Raw genomic sequence first — 26,306 nt, 5'->3', positions numbered from 1 at the left:
GCCCGCCGCCGCCCTGCCTGACAGCCCGGCCGCGCCGCCTCGTCGTGCCGCTCAGCGGGCACCGGTCCGGCAGACCGCGCCGGGCGTGATCGCGGGAAACACCCGACCGCCCGTCCGGGGCCGCCTACCGTCGGCGCAGGAGGTGGACCGGCGGAGGGCGGCGGACGTGGCACGCGAACGGGTGCGAGGGCGGCTGCGCCCGCCCCGGCCGGGGCCGGACCAGCGCCGGGTCACCCCCTTCGAGATCTTCTTCGACCTGGTCTTCGTCTTCGCGCTCACCCGGATCATGGCGCTGATCGAGCCGCACCCGACCCTGACCACGATGGCCCAGGGCATGCTCCTGCTCGTGCTGCTCTGGGTGGCGTGGCTGTCGTACGCCTGGTTGGGCAACCACACGCCCGCCGACGTCGGGGTGGTGCGCGGCGGGTTCCTGATCGCGATGGCCGCGTTGTTCCTGGCCGCGCTCGCCATGCCGGAAGCGTGGACGCCGGGTCCGGGGCTGGACGGGCCGCTGATCGTCGTGCTGGCGTACGTGGTGCTGCGCGTGGTGCACCTGACGCTGTTCCACTGGACCGCCGCGGACGACCCGGAGCTGCGCGCCCGGATCCGGTTCTTCGCGCTCGTCAGCGCCGTGGGCTGGGTGCCGTTGCTGCTCGGCGCGCTGCTGGACGGGGCCGCACACGCGGTGCTGTGGGTGCTGGGCTTCGCCGTCGAGGTGGCCGGTCAACGGCTGTCGTACGCCCGCCGGGGAGCCTGGCCGCTGCGCAGCCCGACGCACTTCGCCGAGCGGTACGGCCTGGTACTGATCATCTCGCTGGGGGAGTCGGTGGTGGCCGCGGGGGTGGGCGCGGCCTCGGCGGTGACCGAGCCGCCGGTCCTCGCCGTGGCGCTCGTCGGTTTCGTGGTGACCGCCTGCCTCTGGTGGCTGTACTTCCACCGCACGTCCCCGGCGGCGGCCCGGGCGCTCGCCGCCGCGTCGCCGGCGCAGCGGGACCGGATCGCCGCGGACGCCTACAGCCAGACCCATCTGCTGCTGGTCGCCGGCGTCATCTACCTGGCGCTGGGTATCGAACAGGTGCTGGAGCACGTCGCGGACCCGGAGGCCGGGCCCCGGCTGGACCGCTCCGCCGCGGTGGCGCTGTTCGGCGGCGCGGCCGTCTACCTGGCCGGGCGGCTGCTGTTCCGCCGGCTGACCGGGCAGCCGGTCGGACCGGCCCGGCTCGCCGTCGCCGGGGCGGCACTGCCGCTGGCCGCGCTCGGGACGGTGCTGCCGCCACCGCTGGCGCTGGCGGCGCTGGCCGGGCTCTTGCTGGCCGCGATCGCCGTCGATCGGCTCGGTGAGCCGGCCGCCGCCGGACGGCCGGGGGTCACCGACGCGCATCGACCGCTCTGAGGCCGGATCGCCGGCGCGGTCGGTGATCCTCACGCGTCGCGCGGCGCCCGCTTCGGGAAGACGGTGTACGCGACCGGCCAGAACACCAGCCAGCCCGCCATCACCACGCTGAGCCGGCCGGTCCACGCCCACAGCTCGGCGGTGCGCTCGCTGTCGCCCACCACGGCGATGCCGGCCAGCAGCACGGCGCAGGCGACCGCCCAGCCGATCATGCCCTTGCCCCACTCCCGCCACTCGTGCCGGGCCCGCGCCATCCCGTACCGGGGTGGCCGGCTCGGGGGAGGGCCGCCGGCGAACCGGTGTGCGAACCGCTGGTCGGCCCAGCGCACCATGCTGTGCCCGAACGCCACCGAGAACCCGAGGTACGCGGCGGCGAGGCCGTGGGCGAACGTGGCGGTCGCGCCCCGGCGCAGGTCGATCATCGTGGCGGCCAGCAGTACGAGGTCGACCACCGGCACGGCGATCAGCAGGGCGGCGCCGAGGCGGGGCCGTCGCAGCGGGTACCGGGCGATCAGGCCGGCGAGCAGCACCACCCAGAACGCCACCTCGCATCCGACGATCACTGCCACGAGCATGTGCCCTCCTTTTTTAGTACGCTGTGCGATAACCGTAACAGTGCTCGTCGACCAGGTTCCGGAGGGGCCCGTGCCCAAGATCGTCGACCACGACGCGCGCCGTGCCGAACTGGCACGGGCGATGTGGCGGGTCGTCTACCGCGACGGCGTCGGCGCCGCCACCGTCCGCAGCATCGCGGCCGAGGCGGGCTGGTCACCGAGCGCGCTGCGGCACTACTTCGCCACCCAGACCGAGCTGCTGGTGTTCGCCATGGAGCACGTGCAGGCCGAGGCGGCCGAGCGGATCACCACCGGGGACCGCACCGGCAGCCCGCGCGAGGTCGCCCAGCGGATCCTGGAACAACTTCTGCCGCTGGACCGTCAGCGCGTCCGCGAGGCCGAGGTGTGGCTGCTGCTCGCCGCGCGTACCCGGACCGACCCGGCCGCGCGCGCCCGGATGACCGAGGCCGACGAGGGCATCCGCCGCGCCGTCGAGTTCGCGGTCGTCCTGCTCACCGGGGAACCGGCCGCCGACCCCGAGGCGGTCGCCGGGCTGCACGCCCTGCTCGACGGGCTCGCGCTGCACGCGCTGCTGCACCCCGAGCGGATGCCGCCCCGGCGCGCCCGGGAACTGCTCGGCGCGCACCTGGACGCGCTCGCCGCGCCCTGACGGTCAGTCGCCCGGCGGACGTCCCATCGCCGCGCCCAGCTCGGCGCGGCTGGCGATGCCCAGCTTGCGGTAGACCCGGGCCAGGTTGGCCTCCACAGTCTTCGGGCTGATGTAGAGCGCGTCGGCGATGAGCCGGTTGGTCTGGCCTCGGGCGGCGAGCCGGGCGACCCGCTCCTCGGTCGCGGTGAGCGTCGTCGGGGCCGGGGTGCGGGCGCCGATGCGGCCCAGCTCCGCCCGCGCCCGGTCGGCGAACCCGGACGCGCCGAGCGCGTCGAACTCGGCCACCGCCGCGTCGAGCGCCGCCCGCGCCTCCCGCCGCCGCCGCACCCGCCGGTACGTGCGGCCGGCGGCGAGCAGGCAGCGGGCCCGGTCCAGCGGCAGCACCGCCTCCGGCACCGCCGCCCTGGCCTGCGTCAGCGCGTCCAGCGCCGCGCCCGGATCCGCCCCGGTCGCCCCGGCCAGCAGCACCCGGCTGCGGGCCAGCCCGAGCGTCGTCCACGGGCGCGGCAGCCGGCTGTGGCGCCGCGCCAGCCGGTCCAGCGCGGCGTGCGCGGTGTCCAGGTCACCGGCGCCCACGCACGCCTCGATCCAGTCCGGCTCGAAGCGCTGACCCAGCGGTTCGGCGATGCCCGACCCGTCCAGGTCGGCGGCGAGCGCGCCGTACGCCGTCGCCGCGGTGGCCCACTCCCCGGAGGCCAGCGCCACCAGCCCGGTGAGCTGGTGGTGCAGCCGCCGGCTCCAGGCGTCGCCGAGGTCGTCGTCGCGGCGCAGCCCGGCGGCGGCGGTGCCCGCCTGCGCCAGCCGTCCCCGGTGCGCGTCGAGCACACCGGCCAGCCAGCTCTCGCCCACCAGCCCGGTGCCCAGCTGCTCACCCAGGTCGCGGGCGGCGGCGATGTGCGTACCGGCCTCGGCGAAGCGCCCCGCCAGCAGTTCCGTCTCGCCGAGGTGGGTCAGCACCTCGTGCCGCAGCGGGTCGTCGCCGCGTGCCACCGCCAGGTCCAGCATCACGTGCAGCCGGGCCCGCGCCCGGTCGTGGTCGTCGACCGACTTCCACCAGATCGCCGGCACCGAACCGGCCAGGAAGGACGGCTCACCGCCCTCCAGCGACAGTGCCCGGTCCAGCAGCTCGGTGGGCGCCGGGCCGCCGGCGCGTACCTCGTGGAAGAACAGCAGCAGCAGCGCGGCGGTGAGCAGCGGGCGGTGCTCGTCGCGGTCGGACAGCCGGGCGATCGCGGCCCGCGCATGCCGGCGGGCCGGCTCCGGCTGGTCGTGGAACATGGTCAGGTGGGTGTGGATCCGCCCGGCCAGGTCGCCGTCCGGCCCGGCGGCGGCGAGCGCCTGCTCGGCGACCCGGACGGCGGTGACCAGGTCGTCGGCGCACCACGCGACGAGCGCGCGCAACAGCAGCGCCTCGCCCCGCTCGGTGCCGGTCAGCTCGCCGGCCGCCGCCTCGGCGGCCCGCCCGGCCGCCGCGTAGTCGCCGCTGTCGATGCGGCACTGCACCGCGTCGAGGCGACGCCGGTTCCGGTCGGCGGTCACGGACGGCGGGGTCAGCTCGGCCGCCCGGGCGTACCAGTCGGCGGCGAGCGCTGACGCGCCGCGCATCCGCTGCCGGGCCGCCGCGGCGGCCAGGTCGGCGGCCACGGCGGCGTCCGGCGCGATGGTGCACCGGGACAGGTGCCGGGCCCGCTCGTCCGGGTCGGCGACAGCGGCGGCGAGCAGCGCGTGCAGCCGCCGCCGGGCGCCCGGCGGGATGCTCTCGCGCACCGCCGCCGCGTACCGGGGGTGCGCGAAGTCGATCCGGCTCGCCGTGACCACGACCAGCCCGGCGTCCTCGGCCGCGTCCAGCGCCCCGGCCGGCACTCCCGCCGCCGCCAGGTCCCGCAGCGTCGGCACGGTCAGCAGCGCGGCCAGCCGCACCGCGTCGCGGCTCGGACCGGGCAGCGCCCGCAGCGTCCCGGCGAGCAGCAGGCGCAGCGACGACGGTACGGGTAGATCCTCGTCGTGCGCGGGCGGGCGGGGCAGCCGCAGCACCGCCCGCGCGAGTTCGATCGCCAGCAACGGGTTGCCGTCGGCGTCGCGGGCCAGCCGGTCGGTGAGCGGACGGCTGAGCGTGCCGCCGAGCCGGGCGGCGAGGACGCGGTGCAGGTCGGGCGGGGAGAGCGGGGGTACGTCGGCACGCAGCAGCGGATGCCGTCCGGTCGGGTCGTCGTCCAGCCCGAGCGGCACCGGCACCGGCGGGCTGTCCCCGGCGCGGTGGGTGGCCAGGACGGCGGGCCACCGGGTCAGCCGGCGCAGCGCGAACCGCAGCGCCCGGGCGCTCGGCGGGTCCAGCCACTGCGGATCGTCGACGGCGAGCAGCACCCGGGGCGCGTCGGTGACCGCCGCGTCGAGCAGCGTACGGGTGGCCGCGCCCACCGCCCGCTCGTCCACCGCGCCGTCGTACTCGCCGGTCAGCAGCACCATGTCGGCGGCGACCCGTTGCGGCGCGGGCAGCCCCGGCAGCGCGTCCGCGAGCGGGCGGAGCACGTCGGCGAGTGCCGCGTACGGCAGCGCGGTCTCGGCCTCGGTGGGCGCGGCGGACAGTACCCGCCAGCCGGTCCGCCCGGCGTGGGCGACCACTGCCCGCCACAGGGCGGTCTTGCCGATGCCGCTCGGGCCGTCGAGCAGCACCGGCGTACCGGAGGTCAGGGCACGCCACACCCGCTCGACGACCGCGTCGCGGCCGACCAGTGCGGCGTCCATGGCGGGATGGTGGCACAGCGACGCCCGCTAACCCAGCGTCGGCGCGGCCTAGCCCGGAAGCTGTCCGCATATCGAGACGGGCGGGATCACCTCCTGGTTGCGGTAGACGTCGGCGCTCCAGCTCGGCCCGCCCGACGCCACGATCGGCGGGATCCGGGGCGCCCGGGACGGGCTGAGCAGGCTGAGGAACTTGTTGATCACCTGGACGACGGGTTCCAGGATCCGGTAGCCGATCCCGAACCGCGCCCGCACGCCGAGCCCGACGCCCCGGCACAGCGCGTACGGCGCGCCGAGCGCGGAACCGATGGTGGCGCCGTACGAGGTGATCAGCTCGAACCAGATCCCGGCGGTGAACAGGAACGCGCTGATCCCCATGGTGAACCGCACGCCGTGCCGGACGACCAGGCCCATCACGCCGACCGGCACGCCGGTGAGCGAGTCGAGCAGGCTGGCCCGGCGCGCGAAGCCCTCGGTCACGCGCGAGCCCACCCGGCCGTCGGCGTAGCCGAACCCGAGCTTGCCGGCCAGCGCGTACTCGCCGGCGCCGCGGAACGTGCCCCGGCGCGCGCCGAACGCGGTGGCCACCTCCAGCGTCTGGCTCACCGTGAACGACAGCGGCAGGCCGGCGACCAGCCCGATCGGGAACGCGATGTCCACCGGGACCGGGAACGTGCGGCGGTGGTTCTGGCCGCCGTCGATGCCGGCCGTGAAGTCCACCTTGATGCCGAAGCCGCCGCCGATCTCCAGCTCGGCCCGGTTCACCCGGCCGGCGCCGACGGCCAGGTGGAACGACGCGGCCGGGCGGCCGACGGTGAGCGTCACGGTGCCGGCCAGCCGGAGCCCGCCGTCGTCGTACGTGAAGTGTGTGCCGACGCCACCGGCGCAGCAGAACGTCTGCACCCGGTAGCCGTGGGCGGTGGCGCCCGCCTGCCCGCCCGGCGCGGGTGGGGGCTGCGCGGGCGCGACGGCGAGCGGACGCGACCGGCCCAGCGTGCCGCCGGCCGCCGCGGCCTCCCGGGTCCACGACGGTTCACCCGCCACGTAGACGGTAGGGCGGTCGAGGATGACGCCGTCCCCGCCGAACGTGCCGTCCCGGATCACCTCGGTGAGCGTGACCGGGCCGATCGTGACGACCAGGTCGCCGCCGTCCTCGGTCAGGTCGAGCACCCGACCCACGCCGCGTCCGGTGAGGAACATGACCCGGCCGGGCGCGAGCCGGTCGGCGTCGCGGGCGCCCGGGTCGAGCCGCCAGGTCAGGCCGTCCGGGCTCACCGACCGCACGGTGCGGCTGCCGCCGCCGACCAGCACCACGTCCGGTTGCAGCGTGACGTCCTTCCCCGGCGCCGGGGCCTGCCCGTACCGGGGCTGCTCGCCGTCGCCCGCGCCGGCCGGGCCCGGCTCCGGCCCGAACGCGCCGCAGCCGGTCAGCGCGAGCAGCACCACCAGGCCGGCCGCGAGCAGCCGCCGGCCGCGCACGGGCCGCCTCACATCCGGCCGGCGACGGTACGGGCGAGCCGTTCCAGCGGCGCCCGGTTCTCCTGCGGGTCGTTGAGCCGCACCAGCCGCACCGCGACCCACAGCTCGCCCCTGCGCAGGAAGAACGCCTCGGCGGTGAGCAGCGCCTCGTCGGCCGTCCCGGCCAGCTCACGGATCTCGTGCCCGAGCTGCCGCTCGATGTCGAGGTACTTCTTGGCGCCCTCGCCCACGAACACCTCGACCTGGGCGGTCGGCCCGCTCACCGGTCCGGTGTAGGTGCACGACTGCCCGGCCACCACCGGTTCGTCCAGTGGCGTGCCGGCGAGGCGTTCCGCGTCGTCCTTCGACACCAGCGCGCACGGCTCCGGGGCGGCGCCGTCCACCGGTTCGGCGCTCGGCTCGGTCGGCGCCTCCCCGGTCGGATCCGCTACCGGCGTGCCCGCACCGGGTGCGACGCCACCGGCGGCCGGCGGCTCGTCGCCGCCGCAGCCGGCGGACGCGGTGAACAGGATCGCGGCCAGCGCGAGCGCGATCAGTCGGCGGGCTCGCATGCCTGCCCCGCTCAGGCCGGGATCGCGTCGAGCGTACGGCGCAGGATCTGTTCGTTGCCCGCGGTGCCGCCGCCGAAGCTGCTGATGGTCACCGTGTACGTGCCCTTGCCGTCGATCAGCACCGCCTCGCCGCGGACGTCCTTGACCGCGAGGTAGCCCCGCTCGCCCCGGTCCAGGTCGACGACCTTCTCGTACTGCTGGCCGGCCTGGTCGTGCTGGTAGTCGTAGGTGGCCTTGCCGGCGGTGGCGGAGGCGGTGGTGACCGCCAGCTGGGCGATGCCGTCGCCGAACGAGCAGTTGCCCTCGTCGCGCAGCTTCCGGTCGACCAGCTCGGAGACCTGGGCGGCGGTGAACGGGCACGGCGGCCGGACGCCGTCGACCGCGCCCGCGTCCACGCCGCCGCCGTCCTCGCCCGCCGCCGTGTCGGCCGACCCGCCGTCGACGATCCCGTCGCCGGAGTCGCACCCGGCCGGCGCGAGCAGGGCGAGCAGCAGCAGGGGCAGCGCCAGGCGGGCGCGGTGGGTACGGGCGGTCCGGGCCGGTGTGAGCGCGTCAGATGCCATGGCTCCGACGCTAGGCGCGTCGTCACCGGCCGTAATCGGGGGTTTCCCTACGCGGTGACCTTGCGGACGGACGGATCCGCTCCGGCGGGCGTCGGCTGCACGTCGGTCGGCCGCCCGACGCGGATCGCGAGCCGCTCCAGGTAGCCGACCATGAGCGCGGCGAACAGCAGCACGAACAGCACCAGCAGGGGAAGCGGCATGACCAGGCCCAGCGGAGGCCCGCCGTCGGCGCCGAAACGGCGGTCGGCGAGCATCTGCACCAGCACCGGCGCGGTCATGCTGTCCGGACCCCGGCTCACGAGCATCGCCCACAGTGGCGCCTGGGCGTGCGCCAGCCAGGTCGGCAGCGCGGTCACGGCCAGCATCGGCAGCGCCGGCAGGAGCAGCGTCCGGCCGACGCCGCCGCCGGAGCGCCACCGGGCGTGCTGGCCCCGGAAGAGCAGCGTGAACGCGAACAGCGCGGGCACCGACAGCCAGACCGGCGGGACCAGGCCGAGGAACGAGCCCAGCTGCCCGGACTCCTGGGTGCGCTCGTAGCCGGCGATCGCCAGCGGGCCGACGCCGACGAACAGCCACGGCGCGAACGGCACCAGCAGCAGCTCGCTGAAGCGCCCCAGCGGGCGCAGCGCGCCGATGCCGAACCCGGCGAGCGCCGCGACGCCCACCGCGACGAGCGTGGACAGCAGCGGCGGCAGCCAGGTGTTGACGAGCACCGTCGAGGTCTCGACCGCGGCCGGTAGACGCCCGGTGCCGGAGGAGGAGTTCCGCAGCCACGGCAGCGACGCCCAGACGGTCACGCCGACGACGACCAGGAGCGCGACCGCGACCAGCGCGGCGAACAGCGGCCGGCGGCCGGGGGAGGACTCCGCCGCCCCGACGGCCGGCCGGTCCCGCCAGCCGTCGAACTCGATCCGCAGCCGGGTGGCCAGGACGAGCCCTGCCGCGGCCAGCCCGAGCAGCCCGAGCAGCACCAGCAGCAGCGTCGACGTGGCGGATCCGAGACCGAAGCGCATCGTCCGGAAGGCACCCTGCACGGTGGCGAACACCGGGGTGGCCGAGTCCCCGCGCGGCCCGCCGGCGGTCAGCAGCGCCGGGGCGGCGTACGTCTGCAGGGCGGTGGCGAGAACGCCCAGGGTGAGCAGCCCGCCGACGGCGAGCACGGCGGGCGCGGGCCGGTCGTCGGGCCCGCGGCGGCGCAGCGCGCTCAGGTACAGCGTCGCGGCCACCGCGACGACCAGCCCGAACGTCACCTGCGCCAGCGCCGAGGTGAGGAACAGCCGGGGGGACTGCAGGTCCCGGGCGAGGGTGCCGTCCTCGATGCCCTCGGCGCGCAGGCCGAGGAGGACGGCGACCGGCGCGTACGCGGCGAGCGGCAGCGCCAGCACGCCCCGTGTCACCAGGCGGGCGGCCCGGCCGGCCCGGTCGGCGAGGACCGCGAGCAGCGGCGCGGCGATCAGCGCCACCGCAAGCGGGACCAGGCCGAGCAGCAACGCGAAGCCGATCTGCCCGACCACCCCGTCGGTGAAGGCGGCCTCGTAGTTCGCCGTGCCGACCGACTCGCCCGAGCGGCGCGGCCCGTCCGCCTGGAAGCTGCGGGCCGCAGTGGACAGCGTGGGCAGGACGTACGACCAGACCCAGGCGATCACCGCCGGAACGGTCAGCGCCAGCCCGATCAGGACTCGCGACGGCCGGTACGGCGGCGTGGGCGGGGGCACTGGTGCTGTCGCCTGCGGCGCTGCCGGCTGACTCATCTGGACATCCACCCTCGAAGATCGACGATCATGGCCGTCGCGACGATAACCGATGTCGTCCACCCGTGCGCCGATCCGTCGCCGCCGCGGCGGATAGGGTCGCAACCGTGCGGACCAAGCAGGAGCTGTCGACGGCGATCCGGGAACGACGGCGGGCGGCGCTCGTGGTCAACGCCCACTCCCGCCGCGGCCGCCGGCTGTACGACACCGTCCACGCACGCCTGCGGGCGGCCGGTTTCACGCTGCTCGGCGCGTACCCGGTGGACCGGCCCGGCGAGCTGGACCGGGTACTCGCCGAGGCCGCCGACCTCGGGCCGGACCTGCTGGTCACCGGCGGCGGCGACGGCACCGTCGGCGCGGCGGCCCGGCTGCTCGCCCACCGGGACGTCGCGATGGGCCTGCTGCCGCTGGGCACCACTAACAACTTCGCCCGCACCGTCGGCGTCCCGCTCGACCTGGACGCGGCGATCGCGGTGCTCACCGACGGCAAGGTGATCGACGTCGACCTGGGCCTGATCGGTGACACCCGGTTCACCAACCACGTCGGGATCGGGCTGTCCGCCGACATCATGCAGGCCGCGCCGCCGGGGCTGAAGCGGGTCGTCGGGCGGCTCGCGTACCCGCTGACCGGGCTGGGGCTGCTCGCCCGGCACCGGCCGCTGGCCGTGACGGTCCGCGCCGAGGGCCGCGAGCACACGTTCACCACCCACCAGGTGTACGTGGCCAACGGCGGCTTCCACGCCGGCCGGCCCATCACCGCCGACGCCACCGCCGACGACCGGCTGCTGGTCGCGTACCCGGTGGGTGGGCCGACCCGGCGCGGGCTGCTGCGCGAGACGGCGCGCAACGTGGCAGCCGGCCACCGCCGCACCCTCGGCGACGAGCCGTTCCTGGCGGTACGCCAGCTGTGGCTGGACACCGACCGGCCGGCCCGCATCGAGGTCGACGGCGAGCCGTACGGGCAGACGCCGGTCCGCATCGGCCTGGACCCGAACGCGTTGCGGCTGATGGCCCGGGCGGACAGCCCGGATCACTGACCGTCAGGCCCAGTGCTCCTCGTCGGGCAGCGGGATCTCCGTGTTCTGCTCCACCGCGTCGGCGGCGGTGGGGTCGTCGCGCACCGACTCGCCCAGGCCCGCCCGGTCGCTCGGCGGGCGCAGCACGCCCTGCTCGGCCAGGTCCGCCTCGCTCGCCTCGGGCACCGCCGCGTCGACCGTGTCGGGCGGCCCGACGAGCGTCTCGTCCTGCCGCTGCTCCTGCGCGTCGGCCTCGGGCGGGCGGCGCAGCGCGTCCTCGCTCATCGCGTCCCCGTCACGCCGAGCGCCGTACGTACGGGGCGCTCTGGTCGGCCACGTCGCCGTACTCGGCCGGGAGCTGTCCGACGACCTGGGCGTAGACGGCCGGGTCGACGGCGTCGCGCAGTACGTCGAAGACCGCCGTGACCCCGTCCCGGGCGGCGTCCACGTCCACGTCGGCGCGTCCGCTCACCCGCTCCACGAACACGTCGAGCCCGAACGGCTCGGCGTCCTCGGCCGGGCCGAACGCGTACGCCCGCAGCGCCTCCGGCAGCCGGTCGGCGAGGTCGCGGGCCTCCCCGCCGTCGATGCGCTCGGCCAGCGTGGTCAACGTCGCCCGGGTGATCGCGGTGGCCTGCTCCGCGGACGCGCCGCACCGCTGGGCCACCGCGCCGATGAACTGGTCCTGGTCCATCTCGCCGCCTTCCTCCGCCGGGATCGCCGGATTCCCACGCTGGACCTCCGCAAACGGCCGCCGGGCCGGGGGGTAGCGTGCAGCGCGGAACCCGCAGCGAGGAGGCCCGGCAGTGCAGCCGACGATCGTGGACGTACCCACCCCCGACGGGACTGCCGACGCCTACCTGGCCACGCCGGGGACCGGCGGGCCCTTTCCGGCCGTGCTGCTGTTCATGGACGCGTTCGGGCTGCGGCCCCGGGTCGCGGAGATGGCCGCCACGATCGCCGAGCGCGGGTACGTGGTGCTCGCCCCCAACCTGTTCCACCGCGCCGGGCGCGCCCCGCTGATCGACCTCGGCGCGCTCGCCGACGACAGCCGCCGGGGCGCCCTGTTCGAGAGCATCGGGCCGATGATGGCCGCGTTGACGCCGGACGCGGTGGCCCGCGACACGGCCGCCTACCTGGACTTCCTCGCCGCCCGTCCGGACGTCGCGCCGGGTCCGGCGGCGATCACCGGCTACTGCATGGGCGGCACGAACGCGCTGCGCGCCGTCGAGGCGCTCCCGGACCGGATCGCCGCGGTGGCCGCGTTCCACGCCGGCCGGGTGGTCACCGACGCCCCGGACAGCCCGCACCTGGCCGTCGGCGCGGTGACCGGCGAACTCTACTTCGGGCACGCCGACGCCGACCCGTCGATGACCGCCGAGCAGATCGCCACGCTGGAGAAGACGCTGGACGCGTCCGGGGTGACCTACCGCTCCGAGGTGTACGCCGGCGCCCGCCACGGCTACACCCAGTCGGACACCCCGATGTACGACGAGCAGGCCACGCAGCGGCACTGGACGGCGCTGTTCGACCTGCTCGACCGCACGTACCGCCGCTGACCCGCCCACGGCGCGCGGGGCACGGCCGGGAGACGATTCACCGGCCCGGAGCCGGGTAACCGCCGTCATGACCGACCGCCGCGCCGACACCGTCCGCTCGCCCCTGGACCGGGCGGTCGAGCGGGGCGGTCTCGCGCTCTCCCGGGCCCGCGCCCAGGGCGGCGCGGCCGGCCGGAACCGGCTGCGCCAGCTGGAGATCACCGTGGTGATCTCCGCGCAGGCCGGGCTGGCCGCGGCGCTCGCCGCGCTGCTCGCCCAGGAGCTGCTCGGCTCCGGCGCGCACGTCTTCGCTCCCGCCGCCGCGGTCGGCACCATCGCCACCGCCATCGGCCAGCGCGCCCGTCGCACGTTCGAGCTGCTCGTCGGCGTCGGCCTCGGCATCGTGGTCGGTGACCTGCTGCGCGCGCTGCTCGGCAGCGGCTCCTGGCAGACCGGCCTGGTGGTCACGCTCGCCATCGCCACCGCCCTGCTGGTGGCCGGGCGCGGCGGCGCGCTCGTCGGCCAGGCCGGCGGCACGGCGGTGCTGATCGCCACGCTCGCGCCGGTGCAGCCCGGCCTGGAGCTGCCCCGCATCTTCGACGCGCTGGTCGGCGGCCTGGTCGGTCTGTTCGTGGTGGCGCTGCTGCTGCCGGTCAACCCGATCCGCGTGCTGGACCGGGCGGTGGAACCGGTGGTCGCCCGGCTCACCGAGCAGCTCGACGCCGTCGCCCACGCGCTGACCCGGCGGGACGCCGACGCGGCCCAGCGCGCCCTGGAGGACCTGCGCGGGCTCGAACCGGACATCGGGCGGCTCAACGACGCGCTCAGCGGGGCCGAGGAGGTGGTCACCATCGCGCCGGCCCGCTGGCACCGCCGCGCCCAGTTCCACAGGTACGCCGACGCGACCCAGCACCTCGAACGGCTGCTCCTGTACGCCCGCTCGATCGCCCGCCGCTCCGCCACCGCGTTGCAGTACGACGAGCCGATCCCGCCCGCGCTGCCCGACGCGGTGGCCCGCCTCGGCGAGGCGGTGCGGGAGCTGAAGCGGGCCTGCAAGTCCGGAGAGGATCTGGAACGCACCCGGGAGCTGGTCCGGCAGGGCGCCGAGCTGGCCGGGCGCGCCTGGTCGCAGGGCGTGCGCACCTACGGCGAGGCGATGATCAGCGACCTGCGGACCGGGCAGAGCGAGCTGCTGCGGGCCACCGGCTGCCGGCCCGAGGACGCCAACGGCACAGTGCGCCGGGCCGCCGGGGCGGGGGAGGCGGAGGCGCGCCCGCCGGTCCGGGCCCGGATGAGCCGGCCGGTCCCGCGCCGGCCCGCCGGACGGCACCAGCCGAAGGCCACCGGGCGTGAACTGGCACCTGCCCGAGCCGGTCCGGCTGGTTAGCGTCGGCGCATGGACATCCGTCAGGACGCGCCGGCCGCCCGCTTCGCCGCGCTCACCACCGCGCACGTCGCCGACGCCTGCCTGCGCGCCGGTGTCCCCGTCCGCTGCGCCCCGGCCGCCGTCGTCCCGGTGCTGCCCGGGCGGCGCCTGGCCGGCCGGGTCCGCCCGGCCCGGCACGCCGGCAGCGTGGACGTCTTCCTGGAGGCGATCGAGCAGGCCGCCGAGGGGGACGTGCTCGTCGTCGACGACGGCGGGCGCACCGACCGTGCCTGCGTCGGCGACCTGGTGGTGCTGGAGGCGCGGGCGGCCGGCCTGGCCGGGCTGGTGGTGTGGGGCGCGCACCGGGACACCGCGGACCTGGTCGCGGTCGGGCTGCCGGTGTTCAGCCTCGGCGCCACCCCGAGCGGGCCCCTGGAGCTGGACCCGCGTCCGGACGGGGCGCTGGCGCACGCCATGGTCGGGCCGTTCACCGTCGGCCCGCAGGATCTGGCGCTGGCCGACGACGACGGTGTGCTGTTCGTACCCGCCGATCGGGCCGGGGAACTGTTCGACCTGGCCGAGTCCATCCGGGACACCGAGCGGCGGCAGGCCGACCGGATCCGGGCCGGGGAGTCGCTGCGCGCGCAGGTCGGGTTCGGCGCGTACCTGGCGGCCCGGGAGGCGGACCCGGCGCTGACGTTCCGGGCGCACCTGCGGGCGGTGGGCGGCGCGATCGAGGAGTGACCGGGTCAGCCGCCGCGCGCCCACAGCGCCAGGCGTACCCGGTTGGCGCTGCCGGTCTTGGTCATCAGGCTGGTGATGTGCGTCTTCACTGTGGTCACCCCGATGTGCAGCCGGTCGGCGATCTCGGTGTTCGACAGGCCGTCGGCGACCAGGTCCAGCACGTCCTGTTCGCGCGCGGTCAGGTCGGCCGTCCGCCGGGGCGCGCCGGCGCGGGCGTGCACCGCGCGTTCGACCAGCCGGCGCAGGACGTCCGGGCTGAACGGGCTGTCCCCGGTGGCGGCGCGGCGGACGCCGTCGAGCAGGTCGGCCGGGGGCGCGTCCTTGAGCAGGAACCCGCAGGCACCGGCGGTGAGCGCGGGGTAGAGGTGGTCGTCGTCGCCGAACGTGGTGAGCACCATGATCCGGGTGGCGGGCCGGTCGGCGAGGATCCGGCTGGTCGCGGTGATCCCGTCGACGCCGGGCATCCGCAGGTCCATCACCACCACGTCGGGTCGCAGCCGCGCGGCGAGGGCGACCGCGTCCCGGCCGTTGTCGGCCTCGCCGACGACCTCGAGGTCGGGCTGGGCGTCGCAGAGCATCCGCAGGCCGGCCCGGATGAGGTGCTGGTCGTCGACCAGCAGCACCCGGATCACGCCGGCTCCGGCGTGCCCGCCCGGGGCCGGGGCGCCCGGTGGGCGGACTCGGCCGGGGGCAGCACGGTCCGGACCCGCCAGCCGGACCCGGTGGGCCCGGCCTCCAGCCGCCCGCCGAGCACCTCGACCCGCTCCCGCATCCCGACGATGCCGTGGCCGCCGCCGGTGGGCACCCCGGCCGGCGCGGCGCCCCGCCCGTCGTCGGTCACCGTCCAGTGCACCGCGCCGTCCTCGACCGACACGGTCAGGTGTGCGCGGGCCGCCGCGCCGGCGTGTTTCGCCACGTTCGTCAACGCCTCCTGGGTCAGTCGCAGCACCGCCTGGCCGCGTACCGCGTCGAGCGTGCCGACCGCGGGGTCGATGTCGGCCTCCACCACGACGCCTGCCTGCCGGGCCCGGTCGACCGCCGCGCCGAGCGCGGCCGGCAGCGCCGTCGGCTCGATCGCGGTCAGGGCGGCGTCGCCGCGGAGGCCGTCCGGGTCGCGCAGCACCGCCACCAGCCGCCGCAGGTCGGTCAGGGCGGCCGTGCCGGTGGCGTGCACGTCGTCGAACACCTCGCCGACCCGGGGGTCCAGGTCCGGCAGCACGTGCCGGGCCACGCCGACCCGTAGCACCATCGACGCGACGTGGTGCGCGAGCACGTCGTGCAGTTCCCGGGCGATGGCGCCGCGCTCGTCGGCACGGGCCGCCCGGCTCTCCGACTCGCGCCGTCGCCGTTCCGCCTCGGCCCGCTCCTCGGCCTGCCGCCCGAGTTCCCGGGTGGTCCGCACGACCAGCCCGAGCAGCAGCGGCAGGCCGACGGTGACGGCCAGCCCGAACAGGCCGGTGAGCGCCGCGCGGACCGGTTCGCCGATCAGGCTGGTCAGGTCGACGACGGCGAGCAGCCCGGCGCCCAGCCAGACGGTGCGGGGCCGGGTGGCCCGCATCGTCAGCTCCAGCAGCGCCCAGCTCGCACCGACCTGGTTGATCATCACGTCGTCGACCAGGACGAGCGCGGCGACCAGCAGGACCGCCTGGATCAGCAGGTTCAGCAGCGGACGGCGGTGGCACAGCAGCGCCAGCACGAACGCCGGGACCGCCAGCGCCCACTGCGTACCGGTGGCGGCCGGGCCGCCGTGCGCGCCGAAGACCAGGTAGCCGATGCCGCTGAGGTCCAGCAGCAGAATCCGCGCGAGCGTGTCGCGCGCGTCGAACAGCCGACCGACCCAGGCCACGGCGTCAGCCTAGGCAACCGGTGCGGCCGGAGGCCACCGCGTTCACCGGCCGCCGCCACCCGCCCGGCGGTCCGAGGTGGACCGCCGGGCCGAGCGGGCCGGAGACCGTGGTGCTCATCCGACCAGCACCACACCGGTACGCCGGCTCCGGCGCGCCAGCACCAGCGTGGTGGCCGTCGCCGTGGCCGCCACCAGCACCCCCGCCGCGGCGAGCGTGAGCGCGTCCGGGGCCACCAGCGGCTGCCCGCGCAACGCCTGCCCGGTCACCAGCAGGGTGAGCCCGGCGTACGCGGTGCCGCCGACGAGCACCAGCCGGGCCCGGGTCAGCTCGTCCAGCCGCGCGCCGAGGAACCGGTCGAGCAGGATCGCCAGCAGCGGCAGCGCCTGCAACGCGTGCATCCCGACGAAGTGCCCGACGCGCAGGTCACCGCCGGTGGTGCTCCATCCGAGCAGCGGCAGCCCCGGGCCGCCGTCGGGCACACCGACGCTGTGCGCGCCGCTGATCCCGGCGGCCGCGCCGGCCGGGCGCTGCACCACCATCGGGAACGCGACGAGCATGCCGAGCAGGGACACGGCGAGACCGAGCCGGACCGCGTACCCACCGGCCCGGTCCGGAAGGGACCGGCGGGCCAGCACGACCGCCAGCACGAACTGGGCCGCGAACAACACGGTGATCGCCACGCCCATGACGTCGAACAGCACCGCGTTCAGCGTCGTGGTCCCGTTGAAGTGACTGGTGGTGCCCCGGAGCACCTGACCCACGATGACGACCATCTCCAGCACGGACATGGCCACGATCACGGTGGCGGCCCGCTCGGCCGCCCGGCTGCGGCGGGGCAGCAGGGACAGCATCCAGGCGAGCGTGACGCCGTAGAGCACGAACGAGATCGCGAACTTCAGCGGCTTGAGCCAGATGGGCGCGCCGGTGAGCACGCGCGGGTCGGCCACGACGCCGACCGCGGCGACGACGGTGAGCACCGCCATCGCGGACACGAGGAGCATCAGGGGGCGGTGCCATCCGGCCGCCCGGTTCCGCAGGTTAGTCATGCCTGTAGATGCTCGTGACGGGCCGGGCCGGTCGCGCCCGCCCGGAGGCCGCACCCGCGGCCACGGGTCGGAGCCCGTCTCCTACTCCGGGAGGAGGCCGGGCGGTCAGTCCGGCAGCCGGGGCATCTCGACGCCCGGGTCGCGGCCGAGCAGCACGCCGCGGGTCAGCGCCCGCGAGCCGAAGCGGTCCCGCACCGCGTCGACGGCGGCGTCCAGCGCCGGGCCGGGTTCGGCGGTGAACGGCAGGGTGAGCTGGGTGTGCCCGCTGCCCAGGTTGCCCACCGACACGCCGAGAAGCGTGACGCCCCGTTCCGCGATCTGCGGCAGCGCGGCGCGCAGCAGGTCACGGGCGGCGGCCCGCAACGGCCCGGTCTGCGCGGTCGGCTCGTCGAGCGTGTGCGACCGGGTGGCCCGCGTGTAGTCGGCGAAGCGCAGCCGCAACGTCACCGTGCGGCCGGTGCGCCGGGCCGCGCGCATCCGCCCGGTGACCCGGTCGACCAGCCCGGCCAGCACCGCGTCCAGGTCGGCGGGGGAGTGCGGGCCGCGTCCCAGCGCGTGCTGCGCGCCCATCGAGGAGCGGCGGCGGCCCACCTGCACCGCCCGGGGGTCGCGGTTGTGCGCCAGAGCGTGCAGGTGCCGCCCGGCGCCCGCGCCGAGCAGCGACACCAGCGCCGGCTCGTCCAGCCGGGCCACCTGCCCGACGGTACGGATGCCGCGGTCGCGCAGCCGCGCGGCGGTGACCGGGCCGACGCCCCACAGTCGTTCGACAGGCAGCGGGTGCAGGAACGCCAGTTCCCGGTCCGGCTCCACCACCAGCAGCCCGTCCGGCTTCGCCACGCCGCTGGCCACCTTCGCCAGGAACTTCGTCCGGGCCACGCCGACGGTGATCGGCAGGCCGACCTCGCGGCGTACCCGCTCCCGCAGCGTGGCCGCGACGGCGGCCGGCGTTCCGGCAAGCCGCCGCAGCCCACCCACGTCGAGGAACGCCTCGTCGATGCTGAGCCCTTCGACGAGCGGGGTGGTGTGCCGGAAGATCTCGAACACCGCCCGGCTGGCGGCCGTGTACGCGGCCATCCGGGGCGGCACCACGATCGCGTCCGGGCAGAGCCGCCGCGCCTGCCGGCCGCCCATCGCGCTGCGCACGCCCCGGGCCTTGGCCTCGTAGCTGCACGCGAGCACCACGCCGCCGCCGACGATCACCGGCCGGCCGCGCAGCCGGGGGTCGTCGCGCTGCTCGACCGAGGCGTAGAACGCGTCCAGGTCGGCGTGCAGGATGGTGGCCTCGCTCGACACCCCGCCATCTTCGCACACGTGTTCGAATCTACGGTGTTGACCTGCCCGGACACGACGACCGGCCGGCGGGAGCACCCGCCGGCCGGTCGCGTGCGGTCACCGTCCGTAGACCTCGAACTCGTAGAGCGAGAAGCCGTACGAGGTGGCCCGCGTGACGCCGTACATCCGCACGTAGCGTGCGCTGACCGGGGCGAACGTCACGTTGTCGACGCCGCCGTTGCCGGCGGTGGTGCTGAACACCGGCTGCCAGGAGTTGCCGTCACCGGAGACCTCGATCCGGTAGCCGGTGGCGTACGCGGCCTCCCACCGCAGCACCGCCCGGCTGATCGTCCGGGCCGATCCGAGATCCACCCGCAGCCACTGGTTGTCGTTGTAGCTGCTGGCCCACCGGGTGCCGAGACTGCCGTCCACCGCCTTCGCCGGGGTGTTGCTGGTCAGGAACTGCGTGCTGGACGCGGTGGCGCTACGGCCCTGCGCCAGGTTGGTCACCGCGTCGCCCCGGCGCGCCGGGAACGAGACGACCTGCTGGTACGTGGGCCGGTTCTGCCAGGCGATCAGCGGGTGGGTGATGCCGCCGAGCCCGGACTGGGCGATCGAGTCCGCGCACCACTGGTCGCCCGCCCCGCAGGACGAGTCGCCCGGGTAGACGGTGGTCGCCGGCGCCGCCGCGGCCTGACCGAGCGTGTCCAGCAGCGACTGCCGGCACGCGCCCAGGTTGCCGTTGCCGCAGTACGTGCGCCCGAGGCCGCCGGCCACCGGGTCGCCGAGCACGGCCCGCAGGTCCTTGTCGACGTAGCCCCACCAGCCGTACTGGAACGCCGAGCCCTTGTGGGCCTGGCCCTGCGCCGCCCAGTTCACGGTGCCGTCGCGGGCACCGTTCTGGCCGCCCGAGGGCGCCTCGTTGACCTGGAGGGCACCGACGAGCGCGCCGTACAGGTCGGCGCCGAGCCCGGGACGGAACTGCGCCGAGGCGAGCAGCGGCCACCAGGCGTCGAAGATCCGGATGGCCTCGGCGTGCTGGTAGACCTTCGAGCCGGGTGACGTCTCCACCCGCCGCGACCCGGCCTGCTGCCAGGCCCGCAGCTTGGTCACCGCGGCGGCCAGCGCCGGGTCGGCGACCGGCGTGCTGTCGAGCACCCGCAGCAGTTCGCCGAGGACCTGCTGACCGCGCAGGTCGGTCACCGCCGCCTCGGCGGTGATCCGCACGATGTCGGCGCGGCCGACCTTGCGCTGGGCGATGGCCGCCTTCACCGGACCGTCGAGCAGCTGACCCCGGTGCACCGCGCCGTAGCTGAAGTTGCCGTCGGCCGCGCCGAAGTCACGCGCCTGCTTGTTGTTCCAGCTGACGTAGTAGTCCTGGTTGACCGACTGCGGGTGGGCCGACGCCGGGGCGTACGTGGCGTCGTTGGTGTCCGGGTTCCAGCCGGCCCACTCGTACGCCGGCTCCGCCTTCGCGGGCAGGTTCGGGTCGAGCCCGGACGGGCGGACCGGGTTGGAGCCGGAGTTGTAGTACGCTGCCTCGGTCGAGTTGACGTAGAACCAGTTGAACGCGTACCCGACGCTGGCCGCGGACGCCTGGAACGCCGCCGCGCTGCCCATCGCCGCCGGGTCGTTGTACGCCTGGAAGCCGATCGCCGAGTCGGCCTCGTGCCGGTAGGTGGAGCGCAGCTTGGTGAACGCGGTGGGCTGCCCGTTCACCAGCCCCCGGTAGGCCACCAGCCCGTACTTGGTGCGCAGCGAGCGCAGCGTGTACGCGCCGGCCGGGGTGGAGTCGGCGAGCGTCGGCGACCAGGAGTTGCGCTTCTCCAGCACCTCCATGGCGAGGCACTGGCCGCGGTAGAGGTAGCTGTTGGAGCGCAGTGTCGGCGCGCTGCCGTCGGTGGTGCACAGCGGCACGGCGTACGTGTCGGTCAGGTCCTGGGAGGCGGAGGTGGCGCTCCACGCGTAGTCCTGGCCGCGGCCGAGCAGCACGTAGAGGTTCAGCCCGGCGAACGCCGCGCCGCGTGCGCTGATGCCCGGCCCCTGGAGTTCCTGGAGCATGAGCAGTTGCGGCGCGAAGTAGCCGGTCTGCGGGCCGAACACGGCCACCGGGTTGCCGGTGGTGGTGTGCCGGCCGGAGACCACTACCGCGTTGGACATGCCGTGCGCCCGCAGGTTGGACAGGCCACCGACCAGGTCCTTGGTGGCGGCGCTGCTGCCGGTGCGGGCGGCGGCTCCGCCGGTGGCGTCGTACGCGAGCGGCTCGGCGACCACCGTCCCGGCGTCCGGCAGCACCGCGCTGGTGGCGCCGGGCGGCGTCGCGCCGTACGGGAAGCTCTGCCCGTCGTGCAGCGTCAGCACGGTCTCCGGGTCGTTCTGCGAGCGGAACGCCGTCCAGACCCGGTCGCCCTCGGTCGGGCCGTACTTGGCCCGGGCGGCCACCCGGACCAGCGCGGACTGCATCTCGCTGCCGCCGCCCCCGCCGAACAGCCCGCCGATGACACCGGCGGTGGCGATCAGGTCGGTCATGGTGAAGTGCTTCGGCTTCCCGGCGCCGGTGAGCACGTACTCGCCGGGGTAGTTGTCGTCGGCGATCGACTTGTCGATGTAGGCGTTGATGCCGGCGATGTAGTCGACGACGTCGGTGTAGAGCTGCTGGCCCCGGGTGCCCTTGAGGCGCAGCGCGTCGACCTGGGCCTGGAGGTCCGCCTCGGTGTAGGGCGAGTTGGCCCAGACGCTCTGCTCCAGCTCCCGGTTGCCGGGGGCGCCGCCGGCGAACGAGCTGACGTTGCCGCGGCCGACGTGCCGCAGCAGGTCCATCACCCAGAGCCGGTCCTGGGCGCCGGCGTACCCGGCGCCGAACATGGTGCCGGCGCGGGTGGTGCCGGTGACGTGCGGGACGCCGGTGGCCTTGTCCCGCACGATGGTGACGTCCGAGCGTGGCGAGATCCTGCTCTCGACCTGGGCGTCGGGGACGCCGAAGGAAGCGTCGTTGTAGAAGTGGGCGATCTGCTCGTCGGTCAGCCCGGCGTAGTTGTAGACCAGGTTGGCGTACTCGTCGAGCTGGTCGCTGGAGTGCGCGGGACGGGTGCCGAGCGCCTGGTGGGCCAGGATGCCGGCGAGTGTGGCGTTGCCGTTCTGCCCGGGGGGCAGGATGTCGGCGCACTGGCCGAGGCAGTAGTCGTCGGGGGTGAACGTGGTGGCGGCGAGCGCCGGTGCCGGCGCGATGACCGTCAGGACGCTCGCGGTGAGGGCGGCGGCGGTGAGCGCCGCGAGGCGGGCACGGATGGCGGGTAATGGCATGGCGATCCTCCGGGGGACGCGGAGTAGGGCCGTTCGGTACGCCCGGCTGACGGCGTCTCGGCCTCCGCGCCCGGGCGTTCTGCCCGGAGGTGAGAATGACTCATATCTATCTGCGGGCAATGATCGGCGTACCACCGCCGTCCGGGATAGCCGTCGTTCACCAGTCGTCAATGCCGACGTTTCGTCGCGTTCCATCCCGCAACGACGCGGTGGGGGTGGCGCCGTTGCCACCCCCACCGCTCTCCCCGCCGGTGCGCCGTCAGTGCTTGTGGAACGACTGGCGCACCACACCCCCCACGAGCGCGCACCAGGTAGTGGTGCTGATCTTGCCGTTGGGCGGTAGTCCGTGCAGGCGCTGGAGGTCCTTCACCGCAGTGCGGGTGGCGTGGTCGTACTCGCCGGTCGGGGTGACCTCGGCGTAGCCCTTGGAGGCGAGCATGAACTGCGCGGCCACCACCGGGACGCCCGACGACTTCTGGTCCAGCTCCGGGGCCAGGGTCTCCCACGTCGGCGCCGTGAGCGTGGCGTCGACGTCGACCGGGATGCCGTTGCGCGCCTGCCAGTCCTGCACGGCCGCGACCGTGGCCGCGTCGAACACGCCCGTCACCGGCACGGTGTAGCCGCGGAACGTGAGCAGGTACTGCGCGACCCGGACCACCGGGCCGCCGACGAAGCGCCAGATGTCCGGCCAGCGGCGGGCCGGCACGTCGCCCAGCTTCGTGCCGAGCTTCTTGAACACCGCGCGGCGCAGCGTCGGGAACTCCCGGTAGAACATCGCGCCCGGGCAGAGCGTGGCGCGGAAGTCCCAGTGACCGAAGATGTCGTGGGCGTGCAGCCCGTACTGCCGGCAGATCGCTGTGCACAGCCGGGCGAGGGAGTCGAGCAGCTCCTCCGGCGGCGTCTCGGTGACGTAGGTGCCCTCGTTCTCGATGCCGATGGCCCGCCCGTTCTCGCCCGGGCAGTGCGCGGCGATCATCTGCCGGTCGCCGGCGCGCAGCCGGTCCAGGCTGCCGTGGCGTCCCTCCAGGACGTGACCGCCGCGGCTCACAGTGAAGTGCTGCCCGGTGTCGGACCAGCCGTTGCCGTCCATGTGCAGGTCCTGGCAGTCACGGGCGAGCTGCTTGGCGTGCTCCTCGGAGTAGTCCGTGACGTTCGGGAACGCCATGTGGTGCACGATGATCTTGTTGGTCGGGATCGCGCTCACCGACAGCGGGTCGGCCGGCGGACGGGCGGCCCACTCGTCGCAGCTGATGATCCAGTCGAGGTCCGCGCCCGGCGCGGCCTGCGCGGTGCCCGGCAGGGCGAGCTCACTGCCGACGACCGCGACCGCTGCGGCGCCGAGACCGGCCCGCAGCAGCGTACGGCGGTCCAGCTCGGGGTGGTCGAAGTGCATCTCGCCTCCTCGATGGCCCGGCCGGCGCCGGGCGATGTAAAGGAACTGCAACGACTGCGCGCGTGGTGGAGAATATTGCCAAGCTCGCGCGGTGCGCCAGAGGACAAAAGCGACGTTCACCGGCCGGTGAGCCGGTTGCTCCTACCACCGGAGTAGGCGATCTCACGTCCGCTGACCGGGACGGACCATGGCCTTCCGCGACCCGCCGTGGCAGCCTGGGCCCGTGCAGTCGCCCAGCCCGACCGGGATCGTCGTGCTCGTCGCGGTGCTCGCGGCCGCCACCGCGTTCGGCTGGTGGCGCCGCCGCCACGACGGGCGGCTGCGCGCCGTCCGGAAGCGCCCACCGGGCGCCGACGCGCCGCACCGGGCCACCCTCACCGCCCTCGGGGTACGCCCCGGCGAGGTCACGCTGGTGCAGTTCTCCGCCCCGGTCTGCGCGCCCTGCCGGGCCGCCCGCCGGGTGCTCGCCGACGTCGCCGCCCGCCTCGACGGGATCGCGGTGCTGGAGGTGGGCGTGGACGAACACCTCGACGCGGCCCGGGAACTGGACGTGTGGCGTACCCCGACGGTGCTGGTGGTGGACGCCGCAGGCCGCGTGGTGCGCCGGGCCGCCGGCGTGCCCGACCGCGACGACCTGATCGCCGCGCTCACGGCCGGGGCGGCGCGATGACCGGCGTACGGCTGACCCGCCGCCGGGTGGTGGACCACGGCCGGCTCGCCACGAGCCTCTGTGCGGCGGCGCGTCCCGCCTGACCGACCGCCCCCCGCACGAACGGACCCACCCCATGCTGCTCGACCCCCGGGGACCGCGCTTCGCCGCCGTCCTCACCACAGTCGTCCTCGCGATCGTCCTCGTCACCGGCTCCGGGCTGCTCCTGCTCGCCCAGGCCGTCGTGTTCGCGCTCACCGCCCTGAACCCGCGCGTCGGCCCGTACGGCCTGCTGTTCCGCGCCCTGGTGGCGCCCCGGCTGGACCCGCCGGCGGAGCTGGAGCCGGTCGCGCCGGTGCGCTTCGCCCAGGTCGTCGGCCTGGTCTTCAGCGTCGTCGGCGCGGCCGGCTGGTTCGCCGGGCTGCCCGCGCTCGGCCTGGCCGCCACCGGCGCGGCGCTGGCCGCCGCCTTCCTCAACGCCGCGTTCGGGCTCTGCCTCGGCTGCGAGGCGTACCTGACGATCCGGCGGCTGGCCGGACGCCCGCTCGCCGCCCGGGTGGCGGTGCCCCCGCGCTGAGGTTCCGCCCGTACGCTGGCCCGGGCGGACGGGGGAGTGGCATGGCGGGTCGGGGGCGGCTGGACCGGCGCAGCGTGCTCGTCGCCGCGGGCGGGCTGGCGGTCGCCGGGCTCGGCGTGCCGATCGGGCTGGCCGCCACGAACGACGGGCCGCCGCCCCCGCCGCGCGGCCGGCGGCCGGTCAGCATGGCGATGCACCTGCACGCCTCGTTCAGCGAGGGCGTGGCCAGCTACGCTGCCCACCTCGACCAGGCCCGCCGCAACGGCGTCGACGTGCTGTGGTGGACCGACCACGACTTCCGGGTGGCCGCCCACGACCACCGCCGGGTCGTCCACTTCGACGGCCCGGAGGAACGTGAGGGCGGCCTCGCCTGGACCTGGCAGCCCGCCACCGAGGGACGGCTGACCGCCTCGGCCGCCGACTTCGTGGACGCGCCGGACGCCCCCGACGGCCCGGGCCGCGCGCTGCGCCTCACCGCCGCCGGTTCCGGCACCCTCTGGTACGCGGGCAAGGCGTGGAACTGGACGCACACCGCCAACATCTCCGACACCACACTGCACCTCGACGTACGCCCCGAAGCGGCGGGGCGGGACGCCACGCTCACCGTGGAGCTCGCGCTGTCGCATCACCCGGCCGGACCCGGCCGGCCCGCCGGGCAGCTCGTGCTGCGCTACCGCCTCGGCGGCGTGGACACGGTCCGGCACACGGTGGACGGCCGGCACGGCACCGTCGAGCTGCCCGCCCCGCCCGGCGCCTGGCGGCGGCACACGTTCGATCTGCTCGCCGACGTGCGGCGGCTCTGGCCCGACCTGGTCGCCGGGGACAACTCGCTGCGCGGGCTGCGCCTCGGCGTGACTGCGGCCGGCGGTGGGCGCGGCGCGTACCTGGTGGACCGGCTCGTCTTCGACCGCGCCCGCCGCGCCGGCCAGGCGGGCGAGGAGATGCGCGCCGAGGTGCTGCGCGGCTACGACGGCGCGTACCCCGGCGTCACCCACCACCGGGCGTACGAGGTGTCGATGGTGCGGCACCTCAACTGGTTCGGCGGCGACGGCACACTGCCGCGCTTCCCGTCCCCGCCGTACCGGGACAACGACGTCGACGCCACCGAACGGATGGTGGAGTTCCTGCACGCGCACGGCGGGGTGGTGTGCTGGAACCACCCGCTGGACACCGAACGCCGCGAATCACTGGCCCGCCTGCTGGTCAGCCGCGACGCGCTCGGCGTCGACCTGATCGAGATCGGACGCCGGCCGGTCGAGGACCACCTCTGGGCGTACGACGTGGCGGCCCGCAACGCGATCCCGCTCACCGCCGTCGGGGTCACCGACGACCACGACGGCACCGACTGGCGGGCTGGCCGGGACCGCAACATCACCTCCGTGTGGGCTGCCTCGACCGGCCGGGACGACCTGGTCGCGGCGCTGCGCGCCGGGCAGGCGTGGTTCGCCGACCTGACCGGCTACCGGGGCGCGCTGGACCTGGAACTGGGCGGCCGCAGCGCGATGGGCGCGCTCGCCGTGCTCGCCGAGGACACCGTCACGGTGCGGCTGCGCGCCACCGACCTGCCGGCCGGGGCCACGCTGGAGACGGTCACCGGCGACGTCGACCGGGCCGGTGTCGCGGACCCGACACCGGCGGTCCGGGTCGGGCAGGTCCCGTGGCGGCAGCTGCGGCAGGGCTGGTACGACCTGCCGGTGCGCGTCGGCGCCGGCACGTACGTCCGCACCCAGGTCCGCGACCGCGACGGCGAGATAGTGGGCGCGAGCAACCCCCTCTGGCTGCTCCGCACCCCGCCGCCCGCAGGCATCCCCGCGCCCCGCCGCTTCTGACCCGCGCCCCCTCTCCCGCCCGC

Annotated in this window: 23 protein-coding genes; 9 read left to right on the top strand and 14 right to left on the bottom strand. The window is 75.7% G+C overall.

What is annotated here, in order from left to right; genetic code table 11:
• Positions 1-166: 166 nt before the first annotated feature.
• The gene (locus IF06_RS0121825) at positions 167-1,393 is read left to right on the top strand and encodes a low temperature requirement protein A (protein ID WP_013286477.1); all 1,227 of its coding nucleotides are present in this window, start codon (positions 167-169) and stop codon (positions 1,391-1,393) included.
• A 29-nt stretch (positions 1,394-1,422) separates the two neighbouring features.
• Here IF06_RS0121825 and IF06_RS0121820 read toward each other — a convergent pair whose 3' ends face one another.
• The gene (locus IF06_RS0121820; RefSeq protein ID WP_013286476.1) at positions 1,423-1,968 is read right to left on the bottom strand and encodes a hypothetical protein; all 546 of its coding nucleotides are present in this window, start codon (positions 1,966-1,968) and stop codon (positions 1,423-1,425) included.
• Between the two features lie 70 nt (positions 1,969-2,038).
• Here IF06_RS0121820 and IF06_RS0121815 point away from each other — a divergent pair, with 70 nt between their 5' ends.
• Positions 2,039-2,617: a TetR/AcrR family transcriptional regulator gene (locus IF06_RS0121815; RefSeq protein WP_013286475.1), complete on the top strand. Its 579-nt coding sequence runs from the start codon at positions 2,039-2,041 to the stop codon at positions 2,615-2,617.
• 3 nt (positions 2,618-2,620) lie between these two features.
• On the opposite strand, the gene IF06_RS0121810 is transcribed toward IF06_RS0121815, so the two are convergent.
• The 5 genes from IF06_RS0121810 to IF06_RS0121790 are packed head-to-tail and all read right to left on the bottom strand — an operon-like array spanning position 2,621 to position 9,703.
• Positions 2,621-5,362 (bottom strand): AAA family ATPase, encoded by a 2,742-nt coding sequence (locus tag IF06_RS0121810; protein WP_013286474.1) that lies wholly within the window; start codon positions 5,360-5,362, stop codon positions 2,621-2,623.
• A gap of 48 nt (positions 5,363-5,410) precedes the next feature.
• The gene (locus tag IF06_RS0121805; RefSeq protein ID WP_030273217.1) at positions 5,411-6,838 is read right to left on the bottom strand and encodes a hypothetical protein; all 1,428 of its coding nucleotides are present in this window, start codon (positions 6,836-6,838) and stop codon (positions 5,411-5,413) included.
• Between the two features lie 8 nt (positions 6,839-6,846).
• Positions 6,847-7,389, bottom strand: coding sequence for a hypothetical protein (locus tag IF06_RS0121800; protein ID WP_030273215.1), 543 nt, complete (start codon positions 7,387-7,389; stop codon positions 6,847-6,849).
• A gap of 11 nt (positions 7,390-7,400) precedes the next feature.
• The gene (locus tag IF06_RS0121795) at positions 7,401-7,952 is read right to left on the bottom strand and encodes a hypothetical protein (RefSeq protein WP_013286471.1); all 552 of its coding nucleotides are present in this window, start codon (positions 7,950-7,952) and stop codon (positions 7,401-7,403) included.
• Between the two features lie 47 nt (positions 7,953-7,999).
• Complete coding sequence (locus IF06_RS0121790; protein ID WP_030273212.1) at positions 8,000-9,703, bottom strand: sugar ABC transporter permease; 1,704 nt, start codon at positions 9,701-9,703, stop codon at positions 8,000-8,002.
• A 107-nt stretch (positions 9,704-9,810) separates the two neighbouring features.
• Here IF06_RS0121790 and IF06_RS0121785 point away from each other — a divergent pair, with 107 nt between their 5' ends.
• Positions 9,811-10,740 carry a diacylglycerol/lipid kinase family protein gene (locus IF06_RS0121785; protein ID WP_030273210.1) on the top strand — a complete coding sequence of 310 codons (930 nt, stop codon included), beginning with the start codon at positions 9,811-9,813 and terminating at the stop codon, positions 10,738-10,740.
• Positions 10,741-10,743: 3 nt separating this feature from the next.
• Here the strand turns inward: IF06_RS0121785 and IF06_RS0121780 are convergent, their stop codons facing one another.
• Both IF06_RS0121780 and IF06_RS0121775 read right to left on the bottom strand, forming a co-directional pair.
• Positions 10,744-11,004, bottom strand: coding sequence for a hypothetical protein (locus IF06_RS0121780; protein ID WP_030273208.1), 261 nt, complete (start codon positions 11,002-11,004; stop codon positions 10,744-10,746).
• A gap of 10 nt (positions 11,005-11,014) precedes the next feature.
• Complete coding sequence (locus IF06_RS0121775; protein ID WP_013286467.1) at positions 11,015-11,413, bottom strand: DUF2267 domain-containing protein; 399 nt, start codon at positions 11,411-11,413, stop codon at positions 11,015-11,017.
• A 112-nt stretch (positions 11,414-11,525) separates the two neighbouring features.
• On the opposite strand from IF06_RS0121775, the gene IF06_RS0121770 reads away from it, so the two are divergent.
• From IF06_RS0121770 to IF06_RS0121760, 3 genes are all read left to right on the top strand, one after another.
• Positions 11,526-12,278 (top strand): dienelactone hydrolase family protein, encoded by a 753-nt coding sequence (locus tag IF06_RS0121770; protein ID WP_013286466.1) that lies wholly within the window; start codon positions 11,526-11,528, stop codon positions 12,276-12,278.
• Positions 12,279-12,345: 67 nt separating this feature from the next.
• Positions 12,346-13,644 (top strand): FUSC family protein, encoded by a 1,299-nt coding sequence (locus tag IF06_RS0121765; RefSeq protein ID WP_013286465.1) that lies wholly within the window; start codon positions 12,346-12,348, stop codon positions 13,642-13,644.
• Between the two features lie 9 nt (positions 13,645-13,653).
• Positions 13,654-14,367 carry an RraA family protein gene (locus IF06_RS0121760; RefSeq protein WP_030273205.1) on the top strand — a complete coding sequence of 238 codons (714 nt, stop codon included), beginning with the start codon at positions 13,654-13,656 and terminating at the stop codon, positions 14,365-14,367.
• 5 nt (positions 14,368-14,372) lie between these two features.
• Here IF06_RS0121760 and IF06_RS0121755 read toward each other — a convergent pair whose 3' ends face one another.
• The 6 genes from IF06_RS0121755 to IF06_RS0121730 form a co-directional block, all read right to left on the bottom strand.
• Positions 14,373-14,999, bottom strand: coding sequence for a response regulator (locus IF06_RS0121755; RefSeq protein WP_030273203.1), 627 nt, complete (start codon positions 14,997-14,999; stop codon positions 14,373-14,375).
• Entirely contained in the window at positions 14,996-16,213 is a 1,218-nt protein-coding gene (locus tag IF06_RS0121750; RefSeq protein WP_013286462.1) for a sensor histidine kinase, read from the bottom strand. Before IF06_RS0121750 ends, IF06_RS0121755 begins: the two co-directional genes overlap by 4 nt.
• Positions 16,214-16,327: 114 nt before the next feature.
• Positions 16,328-17,260 carry a hypothetical protein gene (locus tag IF06_RS0121745; protein ID WP_013286461.1) on the bottom strand — a complete coding sequence of 311 codons (933 nt, stop codon included), beginning with the start codon at positions 17,258-17,260 and terminating at the stop codon, positions 16,328-16,330.
• 105 nt (positions 17,261-17,365) lie between these two features.
• Positions 17,366-18,553, bottom strand: a complete 1,188-nt coding sequence (gene dinB / locus IF06_RS0121740) for a DNA polymerase IV (protein ID WP_013286460.1) — start codon at positions 18,551-18,553, stop codon at positions 17,366-17,368.
• A gap of 96 nt (positions 18,554-18,649) precedes the next feature.
• Positions 18,650-21,835, bottom strand: a complete 3,186-nt coding sequence (locus IF06_RS0121735; RefSeq protein ID WP_030273201.1) for a penicillin acylase family protein — start codon at positions 21,833-21,835, stop codon at positions 18,650-18,652.
• Positions 21,836-22,094: 259 nt separating this feature from the next.
• A complete protein-coding gene (locus IF06_RS0121730; protein ID WP_030273199.1) occupies positions 22,095-23,228 on the bottom strand; it encodes an N-acetylmuramoyl-L-alanine amidase in 1,134 nt (377 codons plus the stop codon).
• A gap of 223 nt (positions 23,229-23,451) precedes the next feature.
• Between IF06_RS0121730 and IF06_RS0121725 the strand changes: the two genes are divergently transcribed.
• The 3 genes from IF06_RS0121725 (at position 23,452) to IF06_RS0121710 (ending at position 26,283) form a co-directional block, all read left to right on the top strand.
• Positions 23,452-23,898, top strand: a complete 447-nt coding sequence (locus tag IF06_RS0121725; RefSeq protein WP_232236745.1) for a TlpA family protein disulfide reductase — start codon at positions 23,452-23,454, stop codon at positions 23,896-23,898.
• 115 nt (positions 23,899-24,013) lie between these two features.
• Positions 24,014-24,454 (top strand): DUF4395 domain-containing protein, encoded by a 441-nt coding sequence (locus tag IF06_RS0121715; protein WP_013476696.1) that lies wholly within the window; start codon positions 24,014-24,016, stop codon positions 24,452-24,454.
• Between the two features lie 41 nt (positions 24,455-24,495).
• On the top strand, positions 24,496-26,283 hold the full coding sequence (locus IF06_RS0121710; RefSeq protein ID WP_030273193.1) for a hypothetical protein: 1,788 nt from the start codon (positions 24,496-24,498) through the stop codon (positions 26,281-26,283).
• Positions 26,284-26,306: the final 23 nt, after the last annotated feature.

The sequence above is a fragment of the Micromonospora globosa genome (genome assembly GCF_000717585.1).
GTDB classification, from domain to species: Bacteria; Actinomycetota; Actinomycetes; order Mycobacteriales; family Micromonosporaceae; genus Micromonospora; species Micromonospora aurantiaca.
Note: the sequence above shows the minus strand (reverse complement) of the source record. Positions and strands in the feature narration are given on the sequence as shown.

Excerpts from the sequence above, each read along its gene's own strand:
- IF06_RS0121820 (WP_013286476.1), bottom strand. The coding sequence starts at position 1,968 with ATGCTCGTGGCAGTGATCGTCGGATGCGAGGTGGCGTTCTGGGTGGTG.
- IF06_RS0121810 (WP_013286474.1), bottom strand. The coding sequence starts at position 5,362 with ATGGACGCCGCACTGGTCGGCCGCGACGCGGTCGTCGAGCGGGTGTGG.
- IF06_RS0121800 (WP_030273215.1), bottom strand. The coding sequence starts at position 7,389 with ATGCGAGCCCGCCGACTGATCGCGCTCGCGCTGGCCGCGATCCTGTTC.
- IF06_RS0121795 (WP_013286471.1), bottom strand. The coding sequence starts at position 7,952 with ATGGCATCTGACGCGCTCACACCGGCCCGGACCGCCCGTACCCACCGC.
- IF06_RS0121790 (WP_030273212.1), bottom strand. The coding sequence starts at position 9,703 with ATGAGTCAGCCGGCAGCGCCGCAGGCGACAGCACCAGTGCCCCCGCCC.
- IF06_RS0121780 (WP_030273208.1), bottom strand. The coding sequence starts at position 11,004 with ATGAGCGAGGACGCGCTGCGCCGCCCGCCCGAGGCCGACGCGCAGGAG.
- IF06_RS0121775 (WP_013286467.1), bottom strand. The coding sequence starts at position 11,413 with ATGGACCAGGACCAGTTCATCGGCGCGGTGGCCCAGCGGTGCGGCGCG.
- IF06_RS0121765 (WP_013286465.1), top strand. The coding sequence starts at position 12,346 with ATGACCGACCGCCGCGCCGACACCGTCCGCTCGCCCCTGGACCGGGCG.
- IF06_RS0121760 (WP_030273205.1), top strand. The coding sequence starts at position 13,654 with ATGGACATCCGTCAGGACGCGCCGGCCGCCCGCTTCGCCGCGCTCACC.
- IF06_RS0121745 (WP_013286461.1), bottom strand. The coding sequence starts at position 17,260 with ATGACTAACCTGCGGAACCGGGCGGCCGGATGGCACCGCCCCCTGATG.
- IF06_RS0121735 (WP_030273201.1), bottom strand. The coding sequence starts at position 21,835 with ATGCCATTACCCGCCATCCGTGCCCGCCTCGCGGCGCTCACCGCCGCC.
- IF06_RS0121730 (WP_030273199.1), bottom strand. The coding sequence starts at position 23,228 with ATGCACTTCGACCACCCCGAGCTGGACCGCCGTACGCTGCTGCGGGCC.
- IF06_RS0121715 (WP_013476696.1), top strand. The coding sequence starts at position 24,014 with ATGCTGCTCGACCCCCGGGGACCGCGCTTCGCCGCCGTCCTCACCACA.
- IF06_RS0121710 (WP_030273193.1), top strand. The coding sequence starts at position 24,496 with ATGGCGGGTCGGGGGCGGCTGGACCGGCGCAGCGTGCTCGTCGCCGCG.